Consider the following 21,640-nt stretch of genomic DNA (forward strand, 5'->3'; position numbering starts at 1 on the left):
AAAAACGATTTAAAACTGAGTGGCAACCTTGCCAGCTGACGCCTGAACCCCGTCAGCCTTTTTTTATTCTTAACTTTGTATTTTTAATCCGATACCCGACCCTGTAAGGAGTTGTAATGGCTGTAAAACTTATTGCCGTCGACATGGATGGTACATTCCTTAATCAGCATGGCGAATATAATAAAGCCCGCTTCCGCGAGCAATATCAGCAACTGCTGGCGCGTGACATCAAGTTCGTGGTGGCCAGCGGTAACCAGTATTACCAGCTGAAATCCTTCTTTGATGATATCGATGAACAGATCGCTTATGTGGCCGAAGGCGGTGGCTATGTGGTCGATAAAAAACAGGAAATTTACTGCGGTAAACTGGAACCGGCGCAGGTCGCCGACGTGCTGGACTGGATCAGCCGCACCCCTGGCATCAACACTATCGTCTGCGGGCGAAAGGGCGCGTATGTCCTTAACGGTACCGACGACGCTTATATCAGCCGCATGCGCCGCTATTATCATCGCCTGAGCCCCGTTTCTGATTACGCCGATATCGATGACACGATTTTTAAATTTGCCCTCAGCTATGTGGAAGATGACGTGTATCCGCTGATGAGTGAAATCAATGCCCGCCTGGGCGGCATCGTGTCGCCGGTGACCAGCGGACATGGTTCAGTGGATCTGATCATTACCGGCAATCATAAAGCCAGTGGCCTGCGGAAAATTCAGCAAATCTACGGGATCCGCGACGACGAAGTGCTGGCATTCGGTGACAGCGGCAACGATCTGGAAATGCTCAGTTACGCCGGTTTTGGTTTTGCCATGGAAAATGCCTCTGAACCGGCGAAAGCCGCGGCAAAATACACCGCACCCTCACACCGTGAAGAAGGCGTGCTGAAGATTATTGATGACGTATTGAACAACCGGTCACCTTTCACCGAAAGCGCCTGATCCCTCCCATGCCACCCGCCGGACAGCGGTTCCGGGTGGCATGCTTCAAACATTTTGTGCTGAAAACCCTCGCTGCGCCACAATTCAGAAATATCGATGAACAGCCTCTAAAATTCTTACTGCCATTAACCCAAACGTTGACGCAAGCTGCCTTGTGATGATTTTTTTTGCAAAAAACACCCTGAATGCGCGGCCGGAAAATTGATGTCAATAAAGTCAATCAGACGGTGTAAATAAGGCATGGAAAAATAATAAAGGATATACCGCTATGCTCGACGAACGTTTCGGAATTTTATCCCGCATGGAATGATAACTGCCATCATTTAAACAGGCATTTTTATGTTTTTATGGTTTTTTATGACAGAACTCTAAAATTCCTAACTGTTTGTATTGTTATCCCAAAATATCGACATAGGAAATATCCCGAATTAAGATTGCCGGGCATTCGGGAGTTTTAGGATTTTTCTTCTGAAAAGGGCAAAACGGAAAGTGATACCAACGGAATGATTAATGAAACATACAGTGATTATCCACTCTGGTTATTATGAGAGGCTGACTATTTCGTCAGTACTTAATCATCTTGACTTACAAACGCACCCTTTTATGTCGCTCAATGAATTTTACAATTCAGGGGTAGGGATGGGCGTTGATAGTATTATTCTCGAGGTGAAAGACTCGCCCGAAAATTTCAATGCGGTGATGAAATTTATCCGCAGAATGGATTTTTTATACACTCCCCCGCGGCTTATCGTCGTCACCAAAATTGAACAAACTGATAAGCTGGCCCTGCTCACGGAAGAGGGGATTGATATGCTGATCTCCGAACAGGAAGCGTTGCCTGTGCTCAGGAAAATGCTCATTACCGGTGCCGCTGATCTGAATTATCAGATGGCGATCAGCCCTTATTTACAGCAAAAGCAAATGGCTTCGGTACAGTCGGCACAACAGTGCCTGACGGCAACGGAATGGGAAGTATTAAACGAAATAAAAACCATGAAAACCAATGCCAGTGTGGCGGAGAAAATGGGAAGGAGCAGTAAGACGATCAGTACTCACAAGCGAAATGCGATGAAGAAACTGGGGTTGAAAAATTCGATTGAATTGTACAAATACCTGATGCAATAACCTGGCTACGATCAGCCAGGTTGAGGTTCAGAGTGAGTGATTCAGTACCCGGTTAAGATAATTGAACAGTTCTTTGGTATTCTTTAATTTAAGTTTTCGCATGGCGCTGTATTTATAATAATAAAGATTCGACAAGGGGATCGAGGTGGCTTTTTCGATATTTCTCATTGTCGGATCTTGAGATAAACAACGGAGCAAAATCGCTTCGTTTTTCGTCAAAACATAGTCCTCAACGAAGGGGCGCACCGCGTCATAACGGGCTTTCAGTAAGCTATCAAAGAAGAAGAAAATCTTTGAAAACGAATGCTCTTTGCATAAATGAAAGTCTGCCAGCCGGCTGTTGACGATCACATTGTCGCTCAGGATGACAAATTTCGCCTCTCCCTGAAGTAACGACTTTAAATTGTAGATAAACTTATCAATATTAAACTCGGATTTCACTTCTCCGGGTTCAATAATGTAAATGTCGTACGTTCCCTTCTTTGTATCAAGCGCATCTTCCGCACTGATTTGATTGAAAGTGATGCTCTTTGGTGTATGGGCTAAAGAAAATAAATGCTTTAATCCGATATACGTCAATGTGCATGAGTCAATAAGTGCAATGCGCATCATTAATTCATTCCTTTAAATGAACTTATTCTCCGTAAAAGACATTGCATATATTCAATGATATCCCTCCGTTATTATCATCAAATATGCCTGTAATCATAATATATAGTCTGGTTCTCGTCGTCAACGTAACCGAAATTTATTGATTAAGCTTTATGTAATTAAATATTCCGGCTTTGCAGGCATAACTCTTTGATAATTAGAATCAAATAGGAATTTTTGTAATGATTGGTATTACCCGTTTAGGATTATTTTTTCATTTCTATATCTAATACTTAAATAATCCTAGACTACTCCATAAAGTTGACATGATTATACAATAAACAATATAAGCAAATGATGATGAAGTGTACAAGACGCTTAATACTTTCATTTGTATTTTAAAACGAAAGTTTTGTCATTAATAAAACCGCCGGGAACCCGGCGGATGAGAACAGATTTTGTTCAGAGGGTGGCTTTGCGGCTTTCGGTAAAACGACGGAACGCATCAAGGGTTTCGTCACTGACATGATGTTCAACACCTTCCGCATCGAGACGCGCGGTTTCCGCGCTGATACCCAGTGCGATGAAAAACGCTTCCACCACGTTATGGCGTTCGCGGTTTTCGGCGGCCAGTCTTTCACCTTCCGGTGTCAGGAACGTACCGCGATAAGGCAACTGATGCACCAATCCGGCGTTGGCCAGACGTTTCAATGTTTTTGCTACGGTAGGCTGGGAAACCCCGAGACGCGCCGCCAAATCAACCTGACGGGCTTCGCCAAATTCATGGATTAAGTCTGAAATCAGCTCAACGTAATCGTCCATTAATTCCCGGCGATGCGCCTCGCGCACCTGTAAAAAACCCTGAGCGTGTTCTTCCACATCCAGTAATGGATTTATTTTTTTCTCTTTCACTACGCCTGCCTCTTGCTAACTCAATGGTTTTTCCGCCCCCGCGTACATCACGGCAACTCACGCATTGTAAACCAAGTGCACACATCTACCAATTTCTGAAAACTTTGCCTTGGCTATGGAGTATAGCCTGTGCTATACCTGAGTAATAAACCGCCGGTTGATGTGCAGTGTGACAGGAGAACTTTCATGGGAAATGGACAGAACATCGTAAAATTATTCAGTCAGTCGCCGTTCCGTTTACGGCTGATGCTGGTTGGCATGATCGTGGCGCTGATCACCGGCCACGCGCAGGCGGCGGAAAAAGACAAAAAAAAGTTTAAGGTCGTCACCACCTTTACGGTGATCCAGGATATCGCGCAAAACGTCGCCGGTGATGCAGCGACGGTGGAGTCGATCACCAAACCCGGCGCGGAAATCCATGATTACCAGCCGACACCGCGTGACATCGTAAAAACGCAGTCTGCTGATCTGATTTTGTGGAACGGTTTTAACCTCGAACGCTGGTTCGGCCGCTTCTTCGCCAACATTAAAAATGTGCCTTCCGCCACCGTGACAGACGGCATCGCGCCATTGCCTATTCAGGAAGGGCCGTATGTCGGCAATCCGAACCCGCATGCCTGGATGTCGGCCAAAAACGCACTGGTGTATGTCGAGAATATTCGTGCGGCGCTGGTGAAATATGATCCGGAAAATGCCGCTGTCTATGACCGTAACGCGAAAAGTTACGCCGAAAAAATCAGCCTGCTTGATGCACCGCTGCGTGAACGTCTGGCAAAAATTCCTGAAGGTCAGCGCTGGCTGGTGACCAGTGAAGGCGCGTTCAGTTATCTGGCGAAAGATTACGGCTTAAAGGAAGCTTATCTGTGGCCGATCAACGCCGAAGAACAGGGTACGCCGCAGCAGGTGAAAAAAATCATCGATCTGGTGCGTCAGCAGCAGATCCCGGTGGTGTTCAGTGAGAGCACCATCTCAGACAAACCGGCGAAACAGGTCAGTAAAGAGACGGGGGCGAAGTACGGCGGCGTGTTGTATGTCGATTCACTTTCCGCCGCAGACGGACCTGTACCGACATATATTGACCTGCTGAAAGTCACGGTGGGCACCATTGCAGAAGGATTCGGCCAATGAAAGATGCTGCGCTGCAACTCGACGTTGACGATATCTCGGTGACCTACAACAACGGTCATACGGCGATTGAAAATGCCTCGTTTACGCTGCGCGGCGGCTCGGTTTGCGCGCTGCTCGGCGTCAATGGCAGCGGTAAATCTACCCTGTTTAAAACCATCATGGGGATTATCCGTCCGACCCACGGACGGGTAACGCTCGATGGCCTGAACGTGGCGAAGGCGCTGAAACAAAACCTGATTGCTTATGTGCCGCAGTCGGAAGAAGTGGACTGGAATTTCCCGGTGCTGGTGCGTGATGTGGTGATGATGGGGCGTTACGGAAAAATGTCGTTTCTGCGCATCCCGTCAGCGGAGGACAAAAAACAGGTGGCGTCGGCGCTGGTGCGGGTCGGCCTGACCGAGCTGGCGCACCGCCAGATTGGCGAACTGTCCGGCGGCCAGAAAAAAAGGGTCTTTCTGGCGCGGGCGCTGGCTCAGCAGGGGCGGGTTATGCTGCTCGATGAGCCGTTCACCGGCGTCGATATCAAAACGGAAAATGCGATTATTGACCTCCTGCGCCAGTTGCGCGATGAAGGGCATCTGATCCTGGTGTCTACTCATAACATCGCCAGCGTGCCGGATTTCTGCGACCGCGTGGTGCTGATTAACCGCACGGTAATGGCCGCCGGTCCGCTGGAAAGCACCTTTACCCATCAGAATCTTGAAAATACCTTCGGCGGCGCGTTGCGCAATATTGGTTATCTGGTCCCGCAGGAACCGGTGAGGCGGGTGATATGATCGGATTTCTGCTTGAGCCGTTTCAGTACAACTATATGGTGAAAGCGATTTGGGTCAGTGCCGGCGTGGGCGCGGTATGCGCTTTTTTATCGGCGTACCTGATGCTTAAAGGCTGGTCGCTGATGGGCGATGCGCTGTCGCATTCCGTGGTGCCGGGCGTGGCGGGGGCGTATGCGCTGGGTTTTCCGTACGCCATTGGCGCGTTCGGTACCGGTATTCTGGCCGCGCTTTCCATGACGCTGTTACGCCATTTCACCAAACTGCGGGAAGACGCGATTATCGGTTTCGTCTTCTCCACCTTTTTTGCCCTTGGCCTGTTACTGGTGTCGCTCAATCCGACCTCGGTTAACGTGCAGTCGATCCTGTTTGGCAACATTTTAGGCATTGATGATGCCGATATCTTGCAGGTGCAGATTATTGTCGGGGTGTCGCTGCTGGTGTTATGTGTGATCTGGCGGGATCTGCTGGCGGTCTTTTTCGATGAGGCGCATGCCGTTTCGGTCGGGCTTTCCCCGCTGTGGCTGAAAGTCATCTTCTTCACCATTTTCAGCGCCTGCAGCGTGGCTGCATTGCAAACCGTCGGCGCGATTCTGGTGATCGCCATGGTGATCACCCCCGGCGCGACGGCCTATCTTCTCTCCGACCGCTTCTCCCATCTGCTGATAATTTCGGTGGCGATCGGTGCTGTCACCAGTGCGGCAGGGGCATGGCTGAGCTATTACCTTGATGGTGCCACCGGCGGGGTGATTGTTTGCCTGCAAACCACCGTTTTCCTGCTGGCGTTTCTGTTCGCGCCGAAACACGGCTGGCTGGTGAACCATTTCCGTATTAAAAAACGGAGCCGCGCATGATGTCCTGGTTTGAAGTGCTGACGGAGCCACTGAGCTTTGATTTTATGCAACGTGCGTTGCTGACCGCCGTGGCGACCAGCATTGTCTGCGCGATATTTTCCTGCTTTCTGGTGCTGAAAGGCTGGTCGCTGATGGGCGATGCCATTTCGCATGCGGTGCTGCCCGGCGTGGTACTGGCGTATCTGGCGGGGATCCCGCTGGTGATTGGCGCTTTCGGCTCCGGCCTGTTCTGCGCCGTCGCGACCGGTTTTATCAAAGAGCATTGCCGGGTAAAAGAAGATTCGGTGATGGGCATCGTCTTCTCCGGTATGTTTGCCGCCGGACTGGTGCTGTTCTCGCGGGTCAACACCGAACAGCATCTCAGTCATATCCTGTTTGGCAACGTGCTGGGCGTGACCGACAGCGAAATGCTGCAAACGCTGATCATCGCCACGGTGGTGACGCTGGCAATCATCTTTAAATTCAAAGATCTGATGCTGTTTTGTTTTGATCCGGTACAGGCTAAAGTTATCGGGCTGCCGGTACGTTTCTATCATTATGCGTTGTTATGCATGCTGGCGCTGACCATCGTGGCCGCACTACAGGCGGTCGGCGTGGTGCTGGTAGTGGCAATGCTGATCACGCCGGGCATCACGGCGTTTCTGCTGTGTAAAACTTTACCGAAGATGCTGCTGGTCGCAGTGACCGCGTCAATGCTGGCCGCCATCAGCGGCACCTTTATCAGTTTTTATATCGATGCGGCGACCGGCCCGACGATTGTGCTGGTGCAGGCGGCACTCTTTCTGCTGGCGCTTGCCCTGCATTTATTGCGTAAATCCGTCAAACCCCGCCATGCCGCACCGAATGCGTAGTACCGGCACGGCAGGTTTGCCATGCTGCACGCCGTGTTCCTTTCCTGAGAGATTCTGATGACTCAACAATTTGCGCCTGTCGAACTGGAAAAAGCTTACCGTCTGATCAACCACGGCACGACCGCGCTGGTCTCCGCGCACCATGCGGGCGTGGACAATGTGATGTCCGCTTCCTGGGTGTGTGGTCTGGATTTCAGACCGGCCAAACTCACCGTGGTACTGGATAAAATCGCCCGCACGCGCGAGCTTATCGAAGAAAGCGGATTTTTTGTGATTCAGGTGCCCACGGTGGCGCAGTTGCAAATGACCTATGACCTCGGTAACCGCACGCTGAGAAACGATCCGGAAAAACTGCAACACTGTGGCGCGGAACTGTTCCGCATGCAAGGGCACGGTGATCTGCCGTTTGTGGCGGGCTGTACTGCATGGCTGGCGTGCAGGCTGATCCCGGAACCGCATAACCAGCAGGCGCATGACTTATTTATCGGGGAAATTGTCGGAGCATGGGCGGATACCCGCGTGTTCCGCGACGGCCACTGGCATTTCGAAGAGGCGGATCCTGCGCTGCGCAGTCTGCATTACATCGCGGGCGGCCAGTTTTACGCCACCGGTGAACCTCTGAATGCGAATACGGAATTGAGCTGACGGGCAGGGCATTAAAGAAAGGTCATATGGGGAAATAACAGGGCGGCGAGGCCAACATCCGCCCGAAATAATAAATGCTACAGAACTCTCATTTGTTGAAACAAATGCAATTCTGTAGCATTTTAGGTACTACACACGTTTAAATTTCCCTGGTGTTGGCTAATGTTGCCGCCTGACTCTGCTGGTCAGGTTTTTTTTTGCTAATTAATTGTTATGCGGTGATTATACGGGTGGAGGCGCATCCGGATAGTTGTACTAAGGTGTAATGGGATACTGTACTTTATGACAGAAACTCCACGAAAATCAAAAGGGAACGGGCTTTAGCCAGGGGGGAGACAGTTATGCATTCTCGTGTAAGAAATGATCAGAAAATAATAGAAACGTTGCGCGACTATATCGAGCGGAAATTAGTTTCGTACGGGCCTTTAAAATACACCTATATGGTCATCAATAAAAAAAATCCTACTAATATTTTTGTGGTGACCAGCTATCCGGATGAATGGGTCACTATTTATACCACGCATAACTATCACCATATTGATCCTGTGGTTCTCACTGCCTTCAAGCGTGTTTCCCCTTTCGCCTGGGATGAAAACCTGACAGTACTTTCTGACCTCAAATCGTCGAAGATTTTTTCATTGTCGAAGAAGTTCAGCATCGCCAATGGCTACACGTTCGTGCTTCATGACCATATGAATAACCTCGGCATGTTGTCGCTGATTATGGAATCCGGTCAGGAAAAAGGTCCGGAAAGTAAAGTGGCTCAGGACATGGATAAATTGCAGTGTCTGCTGATTAAAACCCATGAAAAAATGCTGATGCTTAACCAGAGCGCGGCGACGGCCTCGGCAAATACCACGATGAATACCAGCAAACCCATTTTCTCCGCGCGGGAAAATGAAGTATTGCATTGGGCAAGTATGGGCAAAACCTATGACGAAATTGCGCAGATTGCCAATATCACCACCCGCACAGTGAAATATCACATGGGGAATGTCGTCAGGAAACTGGGCGTGATTAACGCCAAGCAGGCCATCCGGCTTGGCGTTGAACTTGAGCTGATTAAGCCTGTACTGGTGTCACCTGCAAAGACATAGGCCACTCGCACAGGGCGGCGATATCTGACTCAGACTGCTCACTGATCCGCTTCGCCAGCAGATGCTGGTTGTGGCGGTCAATCGGCAGACGCAGAAGATAAATCGGTTCATTTTCAGCGACAAAGCCTTCTTTCACCACCTCGACTTCCCAGCCTGAGCGTTTGGCAATCGTCAGCATCGCCCGGCTGACGATGGTGTAAATCCCCGTATGGCCGTGATGACGCGCATAGTTGATCATCGACAAAAACAGCACATAACTGATGGGATAACGGCTGCCCAGCAGGTCTTTCGCCCGGTTCTTATCGACAAAAAAACGGCTCGATTCGATATAATCACCCTCAGGTAATGTCACGTCGCCAAATAATGCGTGGAACGTGTGGGTGATCATATTAGGCAGGCGCAAATCAATAAAACGGACGCTGCACACCAGCTGGTTGTCGTAAATTCCCAGCATGTAGCGCGTATCCGAATTATCGTATTCATCGAACTCCATGCCATTGCTGCAATTAACGGCCCAATCCAGACGGTCCTTAAAGGTTTTCTTCCTCAGTTTATACAGGTCTTGCGAACGTCTTTCTGTCAGGTCGTTGTAGCTGACATCAAAAATTTCTAACATTTTTTTTCCTGATATTGAATACGGTCGAAGAGGAGGTTATTTGCATCTGCTCTGATTATTGCAATAAATAATCGGCAAATAAATCACAGACTGTAGGGGAATTGTGATTAGCAGGAAGAAAAACAAAAGCCATGCGCTGGCGCATGGCCTGATCAGGGGCAAGCAGGGCGGTTTAGCGGTAAACCGGCAGTAAACTGAAAGCCGACAGGATATGCACCACCGCATTCAGAATGCCGAACAGCAACACCAGCACGATCATCTTATTGCCGCCCCACACGCGATACTGCGGGCTGCCGAAACGCTGGCGGGAGGCACGGGCCATCAGCGCAGGCACAATCACTGCCCAGACCGTGGCGGCGAGACCGGCAAAACCAATCGCGTAAATAAAACCATCCGGATAAATCACACCGCCAATCACCGGCGGCACAAAGGTTATCAGCGCCGTTTTAAAACGACCGGTGCGGCTGTCATCGAACTTAAACAGATCGGCAAGATAGTCGAATAATCCCAGTGTCACACCGAGGAACGAGCAGGCGACGGCGAAGTTGGAGAAAATCGTCAGCAGCAAATCCAGCCCGGCGCTGTTGAGGATCTGACTCAGCGACTGCACCAGCACGTCAATATTGCCACCCCGTTCGGCGATACCGATAAATTCCGGGCGCGGAATGTTGCCCATCGTCCCCAGCATCCAGATGATATACAGCCCCAGCGCCATCAGCGTGCCGGTCAGGAGACATTTTTTAATGATCTGCGGGTTCTTGCCATAGTACTTCATCAGGCTCGGCACGTTGCCGTGATAGCCAAACGACGCCAGACAAAACGGCAGCGTCGCCAGCATATAAGGCGCGTAACTCGGGTTCAGCTCCACGCTGTTGAGCAGATTCACCGGTTTGATATGCCACAACAGACTGCCGAAAGTCAGGAAGAACGCGATGATTTTGGCACCCAGCACGATAGCGGTCATGCGGCTCACGGCGCGGGTACTCAGCCAGACGATAAACGCCACGGCCAGCGCGGTCAGCAGGCCGCCGAGGCGCGGGGAGAAACTCACCGACATTTCGCGCAACGTATGCTGGATCACCGAACCGCTGGCCGAAATATAGGCATACGTCAGGATATACAGCACGAAGGCGATGGTGATGCCGTTCAGCCGGTTCCAGTTTTTGCCCAGCAAATCGCCGGTCACCGTATTGAAACTGGAGCCGACCGGGTAGTTAAGGTTGGCTTCCAGGATCATCAGACCGGAATGCAGCATGCAGAACCAGGTAAAAATCAGTGCGGCGACTGACCAGCAGAACCAGGCACCCGACATGACCACCGGCAAAGAGAACATCCCGGCGCCGATAATGGTGCCTCCGATAATCATTGCGCCGCCCAAAACAGAACGTTGCGGGGCGGTCACGGAAAGCGTCGCCATAATGCGTATCCTCGCGTGGCTTTTATCACGATTCGGTAAATGAATTGCTGTAAAAGAAGTGACAGGAAAAATGGTCATCAGATGCGCGTTTATGCTGCGTCTTTGGCCTTGAGCGCCGCAATATAGTGGATCGCCAGCGGAATGTACACCGTTGAACTAGTTTACTGGTACGAAAAGGGGCATTAACTCCCCCCCCAAAGGGAAATAACGCCTGAAATGTGTACAAAATATTATTATTGTGCAATTTTCAGGTTAATCGGGTAATGAATATTTCCAGCGCAGATCACAGATTTCATTAGGGTTTATCCTATTACGCCAAATAAAAAAGCTGTTCGTAAATACAGGGTTGACAGCGAGTTTATTACGAGTAAATTAGAACTCAGCACCAGAGAGAAGTGGAATGAAAATTTTATTTCGCGGTGCATTTAGCAGGTTGATAAACTTGCAAGTAATGAGATGCGATAAAGGCCACGAAGTATTTTAGTTTGGGTGATTCAACACCGGGTGGTAATTTCAAACCCGTGAGATGACGCTTTAAGGCCACGCAGTAAAGCTGTGCAATCGCATGATGTGGAACACAACGCGATGATGTAACGCCTTGTTAGTCAGAGTAATGTTCGCGATTTGGGTACGTTAAGTCTGAAATCGAGAATATCGCGACGAGAGTAAGGTCACGCATCAAAGAGTCTATATCGCGAGGGTGATGTACTCATTTATCCCGACTGAAAACCGGCTTAAGTGAAATGAACAGGATACCGATGTTATTCCACGAAATTATAGGAGGATAGCGTTACCAGACAGCAAAATATATCCTGTGAAACGATGTACATCTTTAAAAGCAGTAATATGTAATTAAGTTGATGAATGTTAAATATTAATTTGATAGTACCTTAAAAGCCCCGGTTTAACGACTGGGGCTTTTTCATTATTAAGATGCCATTCTTTATGACAGCAGGTTATTACTTACCGCTGATGGTGCCTTCCAGAATCGCTTCTGCGCCCAGACAAACCAGGAAACACACCAGTGTGGTCTCTTTCTTCGCCGTGGCGGCAGACAACGTACTTTCCTCATCACTGATCGCATCGCCCTTCGACAGGCTGACATCTGCGATACTGATTTCACCGTCCATCACATACAGCCATTGCGCAAAACCGGGATGCGCGGGGATTTCCGTGGTGCTGTCAGCGTCCATGCGGATGTCGTACACATACACCGCCTGACGGATTTCCAGCGGTGATTCAATGCCTTCCGGCGCGGCCAGCAGCGTCCACGCGTTTTGTTTCACCCCGTCCGGTCGATCCATAAACTGCACGCGACCTTCAAGATTTGCCTTACGCGGGCGGATAAAAATCTGCAACATTTCGGCCGGTACCAGCGGCGTGGATTCTTCATGCCAGAAGCTTTCTCCGGCATTCATCATCATCAGCTTTTTCGGCGAGAGCGGCACACGGTGACCCGCCGAATCCTCGTGCACCATCGATCCGCGCCACAGATAGCTGAGGATCTCGTCATTGTTATGCTCATGCATCTTCACCAGCGTACCCGGTTCCAGATTGGCATGATCAATCACACTCAGCGGCCCGAAAGCATCATCGCCATTTTCAGGCAGGATTTGCCCGGGGCGAATACGGCGGATACGAAACGGGCCATATTTGAATGTGGTTTTAGGCTCAGCACGTAAAACGTTAAACATAATATCTCCGGCAGGGACAGGAATGCATTGCGTCAGTAAAAATTCGGATACCATTTCTTAACATATGTCTTCAGACCAGATCCAGCAACGCATTCAGTTGCGCAATCTTTTGCAACCATTGCTGCTGAAGTTCGGGCTTCTGATGTTTCGGTTTCCGCGCCCGGTCTTCTCCCAGCTTGCTTTCCAGATCCAGCAGCTGGGCGAGCAGCCGTTCCTCCTCGGTTTCCGCCACTTCCGCTGTTTCGGTTGCGGGTGCCGTTACCGTCAGGGAAGGGACGGAAGACGCCCCAGCCAGCAGGGCATACACCGGTGCCAGCGCGTGCCACTCCTCCAGACGCTGTTGGTCGATCAGCCAGAAGCGGTTGCAGCTTTCTTCGATCAGCGTCCGGTCATGTGAAACCAGCAACACCGCGCCGCTGAAGGTTTTCAGCGTCTGCGCCAGTTCCTCTTTGCCTTCCAGATCCAGATGGTTGGTCGGCTCATCGAGCAGCAGCAGGGAATAATTCGCCAGCGTCAGGCCGATAAACAACAACCGCGACCGCTCGCCGCCGCTGAGGGTACTGACTTTTTGCTGATGACGGATAAACGGGAATCCGGCACCGATCAGGGCCATTTTCCGCTGTTCTTCCGTCAGCGGTGCAAACGGCGACAGCGCATCCGTCAGCGAATCATCATCCTGTAACTGATGCTGGTTCTGATCGTAATAGCCGGTCCGCACGCGCGGGTGAAAAATAATGCCTCCGTCATCTGGTTGCGGCTGGCTGTACGCCTGCCATAAAGCCTGTAAAAGCGACGATTTCCCGCAGCCGTTACGCCCGACCAGCGCGATGCGATCGCCGCTTTTCACCCGCAGGTTATCCAGGGAAAACAGCACCGGCGCCTCTGCCGCCGGGCGTACCTGCAAACCGGAAAGTGCCAGCACACGGTCCGCCGCCAGCGCCTCGCCGTTCAGCCGCAGCGTCCACTGATTTCCCGCTGTGACCTCCGTCTGGTCGTCTTTCATCCGGCCGACCTGTTTTTCCATTTGTTTGGCCTTGCGCGCCAGCCCTTCGTTATCGTAAACGCTGCCCCACACGGCCAGCCGTTTTGCGCTTCGCGTGACGCGGTCAATTTCCTTTTGCTCGGACTTACGGCGCAGGGCGTCGGCGATATCTTTCTCATCCAGCGCCTGTCGCGCCTGCGAGCAAGGCAAACGGATAAATTGCAGCGTTTTATCGCGCAGGATCCAGGTGCTGTGGGTCACGCTGTCGAGCAAACGGCGGTCATGGGAAACCAGCACAAAGCTGCCATTCCAGTTTTTCAGAAACTGTTCCAGCCATAACAGCGTGGGCAGATCCAGATGGTTACTGGGTTCATCAAGCAGCAACACATCCGGCTGGCGGATCAGCGCGCGTGCCAGCAGCAGACGGGTATGCTGTCCGCCGCTGAGGGTTCCGGCCGTCAGTTTCAGGGCCTGTTCATCAAACCCGAGGCTGGAAAGCAGCACCTGCGCCTGCCAGGGTTCCGGCTGATGCAGGCTGTCGGGCAGAAGGCTGAACACCGCGTCCAGCAGGCTGTGGTCATTGAGTTCAGCGGGCAGATGTTGCTCGACACGCGCCATCAGGCAGTGATTCGTGAGCGTGACGGTGCCGGCGGTGGCCGCCAGTTCACCGCTGAGGATTTTCAGCAGGGTACTTTTACCGCAGCCGTTATGGCCGATCAGACCGATGCGGTCGCCTTTTTTCAGGCCGAAGGAAATCTCAGCCAGCAAAGGGCCGAAGGCATTATCGAAAGATAAGGATTGTGCAGATAACAATGTCGTCATGATGCTTACTCAGGTTTAAGGCATAGCAATGCCCATCGTCAAAATAGCCGACGATAACCGGTAAGCCGGAGGGAAGTTCTCAGGATGTCAGTTAGCTTCGCTCAGGCAGGTTATCGCGGCACGGAGCCGGAAACACCTGAGCAGTGACGATCGCTAAGGACGAGTGAAATTAAAAAAACTTCACGGGTCAGCATGGCAATCCTCCTTATATATAACATTGGTGAATGAATGAGCTGATTATATTGGGGATTTTCGATTTGTTCCAGTGCCGAAAATCCCCGCAACGTGATCAGGATGCGGCGACGTCATTTTCCAGTTTCTGCCGTTTACGCAGACCGGGGAACCACGTCATCCATAATCCCACCACGATCAGCGTGCCGACACCACCGATGGCCGCAGCAGGCACTGCGCCAACCCAGGCCGCCAGCAGGCCGGATTCAAATTCGCCGAGCTGATTCGAGGTATTGATGAAGATGGAATTCACGGCGCTGACGCGGCCGCGCATGTCGTCCGGCGTATCAAGTTGCACCAGCGCGCCACGGATCACCATGCTGATCATGTCGAAACCGCCGAGGGCAAATAACGCCAGCATGGATAACCACAGCGAGGTGGAAAAGGCGAATACCAGCGTGGCGGCACCAAACCCGGCGACAGCGGCGAACATGATTTTCCCGACATTCCGGTTGAGTGCCCGATGGCTGAGCCAGAACCCGACAATCAGGCCGCCGACCGCCGGTGCGCCGCGCAATAAGCCCAGTCCCCACGGACCAGTGTGCAGAATATCATGGGCAAAAATCGGCAGCAGCGCGGTAGCCCCGCCGAGCAGGACCGCGAACAGATCGAGGGAAATAACGCCCAGCACGTCCGGCCGGGCGCGGATAAAACCAATGCCAGCGAACAATGTTTTGAAAGTGGCGGGTACGCGGCGTGGCGGCGTCTGCTCATAACGTAAACGGCTGACCATCACGATCGACAGCAGGTACAGACAGGCGCATACCGCGTAAGCCACCCCCGCGCCCGCGACATACAGAAAACCGCCGAGCGCCGGACCGACCATGGCCGCCGCCTGTCCGGAGACACTGTTGGCGGCCATCGCGCGTGCCAGTAAATTCGGCGGCACCAGCGCGGGCAACATGGACTGCAACGACGGCGCTTCCATCGCTTTAGCGGTTGAAATCACAAAGATCAGGCCGAGCACAATCACTTCATTAACGTGATGCGTCAGCGTCAGATAAGCCAGTGCGGCAATCGCCACCCATTCAGCGATTTGCCCGAGCAGTACCACGCGGCGGCGGTCAAACTGATCGGCCACGTGTCCGGCGACTAATGCCAGCAACACGGAAGGTAAAAACTGCACCAGCCCGATAAGCCCGAGATCAAACGCGCGGCCTGTTATCGAATAAATCTGCCAGCTCACCACAATGGAAAGCATCTGGAAACCAAAACTGGATGCGGCGCGGGCGATCCAGAAAGCGACAAACGAGCGGTGCTGTAACAGTGAATCCGGACCGACGGCAGGAGCAGACATGACAAATCCCTGAAAAATGAAAGATGCCGTGTCTGCGGTCAGTGACGACTCGTTAGCGCGGCAATTATTGTGTATACAAATAATTAACAAACAATCTGAGTCGTCTTTTTATCATAAAAAGTTCAGCAAATCTTCATCTCACATTGTGAAGAAATTGTGCAGCTCGCGGGCTAAGACCACAGGCTGTTCTTCGGGGATAAAGTGGCCGCTGTGCGCAATGATAATGCCGGTGACGTTTTCAGCGAAAGCGCGCAGGGGAAGAGCCATATCCGGAATCGATCCCTGACTGGCGCTGACCGCCAGCAGCGGCATTGGCAGTTTTCCCCGCCGGTTCAGCTCGCGGTTCTGTTCAGCGGATTGCGTCACCGAGCGGTAATACGCCAGCCCGGCGCGCAGACCGCCGCTTTTGAGGAAAACACGCAGATACTCGCTGATATCGTCCTCGCTGAACGCATCCGGCGCGGCGGTTTTACGGCGTAAAAACCAGTCGAGATACACCCGTTCGTTGCCGGTGATCAGCGCCTCCGGCAAATCAGGCAGCGTATGGAAGGCGAAATGCCAGGTTTTCCACGAGGTATCCGGCGTCACCGGCAGGGCATCCGGCAAGGTAATTCCGGGGATCCCGGCATCCAGCAGCGCCAGCCGCCGGACTTCATCGCCATACATCGCCGCATACGGATAAGCCACCCATGCGCCGACATCGTGTGCCGCCAGCGAATAATGTGAATGCCCGAGAAGCTGCATCAGGCCGTGAATTTTCTGCGCCAGATTTTGCGTGTCGTAGCCGCTTTCCGGCCGGTCAGAATCCCCCTGACCGGGAAGATCCGGCGCGATCAGCCAGAAATCGTTCGCCAGTGCCTGCATCACGCCGCGCCACGCATACCAGGTTTGCGGAAAACCAGCCAGCAATAACAACACTTTACCTTCAGGATTGCCGCCGCTGACGTAATGCAGGCGCACGCCTTCGACGCTGGCATAGCGATGGGTAAAGCCGGGCAGTGCGGGATCAGCCACGGCAAAAGGGTCGGCAGACACCACAGAAGAGCGCGTTTTATCAGTCATAGTCAGTCTCCGTAAAAAGGATGATTAGGAAGTGTTTGTTTCCTAAATGGGAAAAAATTTTTAATCGAGCATTTTCAGGGCCAGTTGCAATGTCGCGTCCATGTCCTGATTGTTTTCCACTTTACCGGCAACCCGCATGCCCAGTGCAATACACAGCAGCAGCGAGGTGGCGGCGGCTGCGTCGAGGGTGGGCGATATTGAACCGTCGCGCTGACCCTGTTCAATCAGACCCGTGAGCAGGGACTTGTTGCGCATAATGGCCTGACGAATCAGTGTGGCGAGTTCCTCGTCCAGCGTGAGTAATTCGACGGCGCCGACAACCACCAGACAGCCGCGACGGCCTTCGATTTCATGGGAAGAGGTGAGGTAAAAACGCAGCAGTTCGGCGATACGTTCACGGCCGGTAGTGACGCGCTCAATCTGCTGGCGCAACTGGGCATTACGCAGCGACGTATAGCGTTCAAATACGTGAAGAAACAGGGTGCGTTTATCGGTGAAAGCTTTGTAAATACTGCCTGCGGTCAGGTTCATCGCCTGACTCAGATCACTGACGGAGGCGGCATGGAAGCCTTTTTCCCGAAACACCGTCATGGCGTTATCCAGCGCAAGTCCGGTATCGAATTCACGCGGACGGCCGCGATCTTTAGGTGAAGCGGATGTCATAAAAATGCCACCATTAGGAAACGTTAATTTCCTAATGGTGGCATTAACACAGAAACGGATCAAGCCGTTTGTCAGATCACGGCGGGTTTACCAGCGCAGTTCGCGACCGGAATATTCCACAAAGTGATGGCCGCCTTTGCCACGCCAGGCATCGAACTGATCGACAATCCCGGTGGCACTTTCCGTCACGGTCAGGGTGGCATTCTCGCCGCCCATATCCGTCTGTACCCAGCCCGGATGCACGGAAAGCAGCGTCAGTTCCTGCTTCTCTGTCTGCTCCAGCAAGCCACGGGTCAGCATGTTCAGTGCCGCTTTACTGGCGGAATAAAGCGGATAAGTCGCCACTTCGTTCTCATTCAGGCTGGACAGTTCAGAGGTCATTAATGCCAGCACACCGGTGCGGTGATTTAACAGCGGCAGCAAAGCAGAGGCAATGCGCACAGGGGAGATGGTATTGGTCATAAACAGCTGAACAATTTCTTTATCGCTGGCCTGATGCAGATCCTGATGATCCGGCCCGAACGCCCCGGCGTTGACAAAAATCAGGTCAAAACGGCTTTCTGAAAGCGCGTCTTTAACCGCTTCGCGCTGTTCCGCTTCGTTGATATCCAGTTTCAGCCAGTCGGCAGAACCCGAAGCGCCTGCGGGAACCGCGTCACGCGTGGTGGCCGTGACCTTCCAGCCGCGTTCTGCGAGCGTTTTTACCACACCCAAACCGATACCGCGTGATGCGCCGATGATCAATGCTTTCTTAGAGTCAGTCATATTCATCCTTTTTAATCAATGCGTTAACTTCAGTTCGTTATTTTTATCAAACCGGTGAAACGTATTTCATGGTTAACCGCAGTATGTGACAGCCGGACGCCAGCAACAATGGGCTGGAGTCTGATTTTCCCAGCCGGGTTTTTTTGTTGAAAAAATCATCGTGACCGGACTCGCAAATTTGTCATGGGGCAGGGGATAATCAATGAAACGGCACCTTGCTGATCACGCTGCTGTTTGGTTACACCTTGTGTTATATGCCCCCTCTGGCGCTGACCAACAATATTATTGTGTTCCACAGCCTGAAAAACGTCGATAAGCGTTTCCGGTGTGCTGTATAACCCTCTGGTGGCGGTGCATCCGGTGTACAGACAACGCCGGGCTTTCGTTCATGCCGCCGGTAATTTGCCACGGCTCGTTGTCCAAAAATCTTTCAAAGGAGAAGAAAAGCATGCTCGCCTTTAAATGGATAAGTCTCGGATTTGTTCTCGTACTCTTACTGTCTTTCGGATACAGCTACGCCAAAGCTACACAGACCCGGGAAGAACCCGCCGGAGAGAGCTGGTCCACGGCACGGCGGGATTCCGCCGGTATTGCGCCGGATCCGGTGAAATTCAAAAACACCGCCATTATCCAGATCTATGCCGCCCCGACCTATGGCTGGCGCGGGCTGGTGGCCGTGCATCCGTGGATTATTTTCAAACGTGAAGGTGAAACGGAATTTACCCGTTATGACGTCATCAGCTGGGGCAGCACCAATGTGGTCAGGCGTAATTACACCGTCCCGGATGGTTACTGGTTTGGCTCGCGGCCGCGGGTGCTGGTGGATCACCGTGGTGCAGCGGCGCAGGCGATGATCCCGCAGATCACTGCGGCGATCAAAAGCTATCCCTATCCGCACACTTATCACGCGTGGCCGGGGCCGAACAGCAATACCTTTATCGCCCATATAGGGCGTGAAGTGCCTGATTTACATCTCGATTTGCCATCCAATGCCCTCGGGAAAGATTACCGGGCAATCACCCATCCGGTGGGTTTGCCACCCTCAGGGCGCGGCGTGCAAATTTCCGTGCTCGGGTTGCTTGGCGTGACGCTGGGCGTCGAAGAAGGGGTAGAGGTCAATGTGTTAGGGCTGAATCTGGGCATTGATGTGAAGGATCCGGCTTTGCGGTTGCCGTTTGTCGGACGCGTCGGATTTGATAATCCGGGTAACGCTGAACTGTGATCCCGTGTTAAGCATAAAATTCTCTTAACTGTTTATCTCTCCCCTGGCCTGCTGTTTTTTCACTTTCGCCTGAAGTCTTTCAGGTGAAAGTTCCGGGAATTTGTCTCAGAATAATCTCACCCCGTGCGTTCATCCCGCCCTGTAAAAAGCCACAAAAACGCAAATTACCCCGCATTTCTTTGTAAGGATTTTGCAAATTTCCCTAGGAAGTGACTGACTTTTGTAAGGCTAATGGGTCTGTTGTAATCAAATTGTCTTCATTTCCGCCTTCCGGGTGATCAGATTTTTCCTTTCTGGCAACAAAACAACGGCCTGATTTTTAAGATTTTTCCATTCACGCCATCAATGTTTCTAATAGGATATTTCGCCTTAAATCAATGTATTTCAAACCGTGCCCCTCTCCGGGGGCCACTTTTGCACAGGACAGAAGGTTGTAATAATACCCCTGCAAGTCAGAAGGAATGTGGGTTCCGGAAACTGCGTCAGTATGGCGCGAGGACGTTTCCGGTAAGGATAATGACAGGAGTGTCAGATGAAAAAAACGCTGAGAAAAGTCGCAGGTAAGTTAAGTATTTTGACAGTGTGTCTGGTGCTGCCCCTTGCCGGTCATGCAGATGTAACAAAAAGTGACGGGGACTGGGCCGCAGCACCTTCTATGAAAGGGCTGGACTCAGTGGATCTGAAAACCGCCATCCTGCAGGCGTTTTCACGCAGCCCGTCGGTCACCCAGCAGGCGTATCAGATGGGGATCGGCCAGGCGCAGATCCGCGAGGCGCAAAGTGCGTGGTTTCCGCAGATCGGGCTGACTGCCAATACCGGCAGCTCGACGCAACAGGATTTCTCCAACAGCATGAACAACGCGGCGGCTTACGGCCTGACGTTGTCACAGCTGATTTATGATTTCGGCAAAACCAATGCCAGCATCAGCCAGCAGAAATCTGCCCAGGAAAGTTATCGCTATAAATTACTGGCAACCCTGTCGGACGTCGCAGAGCAAACTGCCACGGCGTATCTGGATGTATTGAAATATCAGGATCTGACGGCAGCAGTGGAAGAAAATATTCGCGCGCTGGAAGACGTGAGAAGAATGTCGTCCTTACGTTCCGATGCCGGATTAACGACGCAATCCGATGTATTACAGGCTCAGTCACGTATTTCCGGTATGCGTTCGACACTGAAACAATATCAGGCGAACTTAGCGGCGGCGAAGGCGCAATTAACGTCACTGACCGGCGTGAGGGCGAATAATTATAAACCTTTCGTGACAGATAAATTCGACACGCCGGTTGCGCCGGATAATATCGATTATTCGACCATACCGACGGTGTTATATGCGCAGGCGCAACAACAATCTGCGTCATTTGACGTAAATAAAGCCAAATCCGATTATTTGCCGACGCTGAGTTTGCAGGCGAACCGGACGCGTTATGAAACCAAAAACGATCCGTACTGGAATAACCAAATCCAGTTACAAGTCAGTGCGCCGCTGTATCAGGGAGGGGCGGTTTCCGCCAGAGTCAGGCAGGCCGAAGGGCGCAAAAACATCGCAGGCACGGTGGTGGATCAGGCCAAACTCGACGTTCTGCAAAAAGCCTCGGTGGCCTACGCCAACTGGGCTGGCGCGGAAGGACAGGCGCAGGCCAGTGCCGACCAGTTGCAGGATTCCATACGCTCGCGCGATGTGTACAAAAGCGAATATAAACTCAGTCAGCGCACATTGAATGACTTACTGAGCGTCGAACAAGATGTGTTTCAGGCAAAGTTTTCGCAAATCAGCGCGAAATACGACAGCCGTTATTCGCTGGTCAGTTACGCCACGGCGATTAACGATTTATTACCCCAGCTTGGGATCAGTCAGGGAGCCGGTCAGCCATTACCTGACCTTAAGTAATCTGCATTTAACAAAAAATCCAATTACTGGCAACGGTATTGGAATAACGCCCCACAGGTATAAC

Annotated in this window: 20 protein-coding genes and 1 pseudogene; 11 read left to right on the top strand and 10 right to left on the bottom strand. The window is 51.8% G+C overall.

What is annotated here, in order from left to right; genetic code table 11:
- Window positions 1–116 precede the first annotated feature (116 nt).
- On the top strand, window positions 117–938 hold the full coding sequence (locus tag J9880_RS21720) for a Cof-type HAD-IIB family hydrolase (RefSeq protein ID WP_095925681.1): 822 nt from the start codon (window positions 117–119) through the stop codon (window positions 936–938).
- Between the two features lie 510 nt (window positions 939–1,448).
- The gene (locus J9880_RS21725; RefSeq protein ID WP_095925682.1) at window positions 1,449–2,063 is read left to right on the top strand and encodes a helix-turn-helix transcriptional regulator; all 615 of its coding nucleotides are present in this window, start codon (window positions 1,449–1,451) and stop codon (window positions 2,061–2,063) included.
- A gap of 27 nt (window positions 2,064–2,090) precedes the next feature.
- On the opposite strand, the gene J9880_RS21730 is transcribed toward J9880_RS21725, so the two are convergent.
- Entirely contained in the window at window positions 2,091–2,675 is a 585-nt protein-coding gene (locus J9880_RS21730) for a helix-turn-helix transcriptional regulator (protein WP_232770741.1), read from the bottom strand.
- Between the two features lie 441 nt (window positions 2,676–3,116).
- Window positions 3,117–3,566 carry a manganese-binding transcriptional regulator MntR gene (gene mntR, locus J9880_RS21735; protein ID WP_095925684.1) on the bottom strand — a complete coding sequence of 150 codons (450 nt, stop codon included), beginning with the start codon at window positions 3,564–3,566 and terminating at the stop codon, window positions 3,117–3,119.
- A gap of 186 nt (window positions 3,567–3,752) precedes the next feature.
- On the opposite strand from mntR, the gene J9880_RS21740 reads away from it, so the two are divergent.
- From J9880_RS21740 to J9880_RS21765, 6 genes are all read left to right on the top strand, one after another.
- Complete coding sequence (locus tag J9880_RS21740) at window positions 3,753–4,694, top strand: metal ABC transporter substrate-binding protein (RefSeq protein WP_095925685.1); 942 nt, start codon at window positions 3,753–3,755, stop codon at window positions 4,692–4,694.
- Window positions 4,691–5,470, top strand: coding sequence for an ATP-binding cassette domain-containing protein (locus tag J9880_RS21745; RefSeq protein WP_232770742.1), 780 nt, complete (start codon window positions 4,691–4,693; stop codon window positions 5,468–5,470). The genes J9880_RS21740 and J9880_RS21745 overlap by 4 nt, the downstream gene beginning before the upstream one ends.
- Window positions 5,467–6,321 (top strand): metal ABC transporter permease, encoded by an 855-nt coding sequence (locus tag J9880_RS21750; protein ID WP_133822266.1) that lies wholly within the window; start codon window positions 5,467–5,469, stop codon window positions 6,319–6,321. Before J9880_RS21745 ends, J9880_RS21750 begins: the two co-directional genes overlap by 4 nt.
- Window positions 6,318–7,172, top strand: coding sequence for a metal ABC transporter permease (locus J9880_RS21755; protein WP_232770743.1), 855 nt, complete (start codon window positions 6,318–6,320; stop codon window positions 7,170–7,172). Before J9880_RS21750 ends, J9880_RS21755 begins: the two co-directional genes overlap by 4 nt.
- 57 nt (window positions 7,173–7,229) lie before the next feature.
- Complete coding sequence (locus J9880_RS21760; RefSeq protein ID WP_232770744.1) at window positions 7,230–7,817, top strand: flavin reductase family protein; 588 nt, start codon at window positions 7,230–7,232, stop codon at window positions 7,815–7,817.
- Between the two features lie 341 nt (window positions 7,818–8,158).
- Complete coding sequence (locus J9880_RS21765; RefSeq protein WP_232770746.1) at window positions 8,159–8,914, top strand: helix-turn-helix transcriptional regulator; 756 nt, start codon at window positions 8,159–8,161, stop codon at window positions 8,912–8,914.
- Here the strand turns inward: J9880_RS21765 and eagI are convergent.
- The 8 genes from eagI to J9880_RS21805 form a co-directional block, all read right to left on the bottom strand.
- Window positions 8,880–9,530: an acyl-homoserine-lactone synthase EagI gene (eagI, locus tag J9880_RS21770; protein ID WP_095925691.1), complete on the bottom strand. Its 651-nt coding sequence runs from the start codon at window positions 9,528–9,530 to the stop codon at window positions 8,880–8,882. The genes J9880_RS21765 and eagI overlap by 35 nt on opposite strands.
- A 172-nt stretch (window positions 9,531–9,702) precedes the next feature.
- A complete protein-coding gene (gene mtr / locus J9880_RS21775; protein WP_232770747.1) occupies window positions 9,703–10,947 on the bottom strand; it encodes a tryptophan permease in 1,245 nt (414 codons plus the stop codon).
- Between the two features lie 959 nt (window positions 10,948–11,906).
- Window positions 11,907–12,641: a pirin family protein gene (locus J9880_RS21780; protein WP_232770748.1), complete on the bottom strand. Its 735-nt coding sequence runs from the start codon at window positions 12,639–12,641 to the stop codon at window positions 11,907–11,909.
- Window positions 12,642–12,711: 70 nt separating this feature from the next.
- The gene (locus J9880_RS21785) at window positions 12,712–14,445 is read right to left on the bottom strand and encodes an ABC-F family ATP-binding cassette domain-containing protein (protein WP_232770749.1); all 1,734 of its coding nucleotides are present in this window, start codon (window positions 14,443–14,445) and stop codon (window positions 12,712–12,714) included.
- A 289-nt stretch (window positions 14,446–14,734) separates the two neighbouring features.
- Window positions 14,735–15,973, bottom strand: coding sequence for an MFS transporter (locus J9880_RS21790; RefSeq protein ID WP_119824399.1), 1,239 nt, complete (start codon window positions 15,971–15,973; stop codon window positions 14,735–14,737).
- 138 nt (window positions 15,974–16,111) lie between these two features.
- The gene (locus J9880_RS21795; protein ID WP_232770750.1) at window positions 16,112–17,035 is read right to left on the bottom strand and encodes an alpha/beta fold hydrolase; all 924 of its coding nucleotides are present in this window, start codon (window positions 17,033–17,035) and stop codon (window positions 16,112–16,114) included.
- 60 nt (window positions 17,036–17,095) lie between these two features.
- The gene (locus J9880_RS21800) at window positions 17,096–17,698 is read right to left on the bottom strand and encodes a TetR/AcrR family transcriptional regulator (RefSeq protein WP_232770751.1); all 603 of its coding nucleotides are present in this window, start codon (window positions 17,696–17,698) and stop codon (window positions 17,096–17,098) included.
- A gap of 87 nt (window positions 17,699–17,785) precedes the next feature.
- Window positions 17,786–18,463 (bottom strand): SDR family oxidoreductase, encoded by a 678-nt coding sequence (locus J9880_RS21805; protein ID WP_095925698.1) that lies wholly within the window; start codon window positions 18,461–18,463, stop codon window positions 17,786–17,788.
- Between the two features lie 206 nt (window positions 18,464–18,669).
- Here J9880_RS21805 and J9880_RS21810 point away from each other — a divergent pair.
- The 3 genes and pseudogenes from J9880_RS21810 to J9880_RS21820 all read left to right on the top strand — a co-directional run.
- A pseudogene (locus tag J9880_RS21810) lies at window positions 18,670–18,786 on the top strand (hypothetical protein); the annotation flags it as partial.
- Window positions 18,787–18,911: 125 nt separating this feature from the next.
- A complete protein-coding gene (locus J9880_RS21815) occupies window positions 18,912–19,685 on the top strand; it encodes a DUF3750 domain-containing protein (RefSeq protein WP_095925700.1) in 774 nt (257 codons plus the stop codon).
- 532 nt (window positions 19,686–20,217) lie between these two features.
- Window positions 20,218–21,576, top strand: a complete 1,359-nt coding sequence (locus tag J9880_RS21820; protein WP_095925701.1) for a TolC family outer membrane protein — start codon at window positions 20,218–20,220, stop codon at window positions 21,574–21,576.
- Window positions 21,577–21,640 lie beyond the last annotated feature (64 nt).

The organism is Rahnella victoriana (assembly GCF_021276285.1).
Taxonomy (GTDB): Bacteria; Pseudomonadota; Gammaproteobacteria; order Enterobacterales; family Enterobacteriaceae; genus Rahnella; species Rahnella victoriana.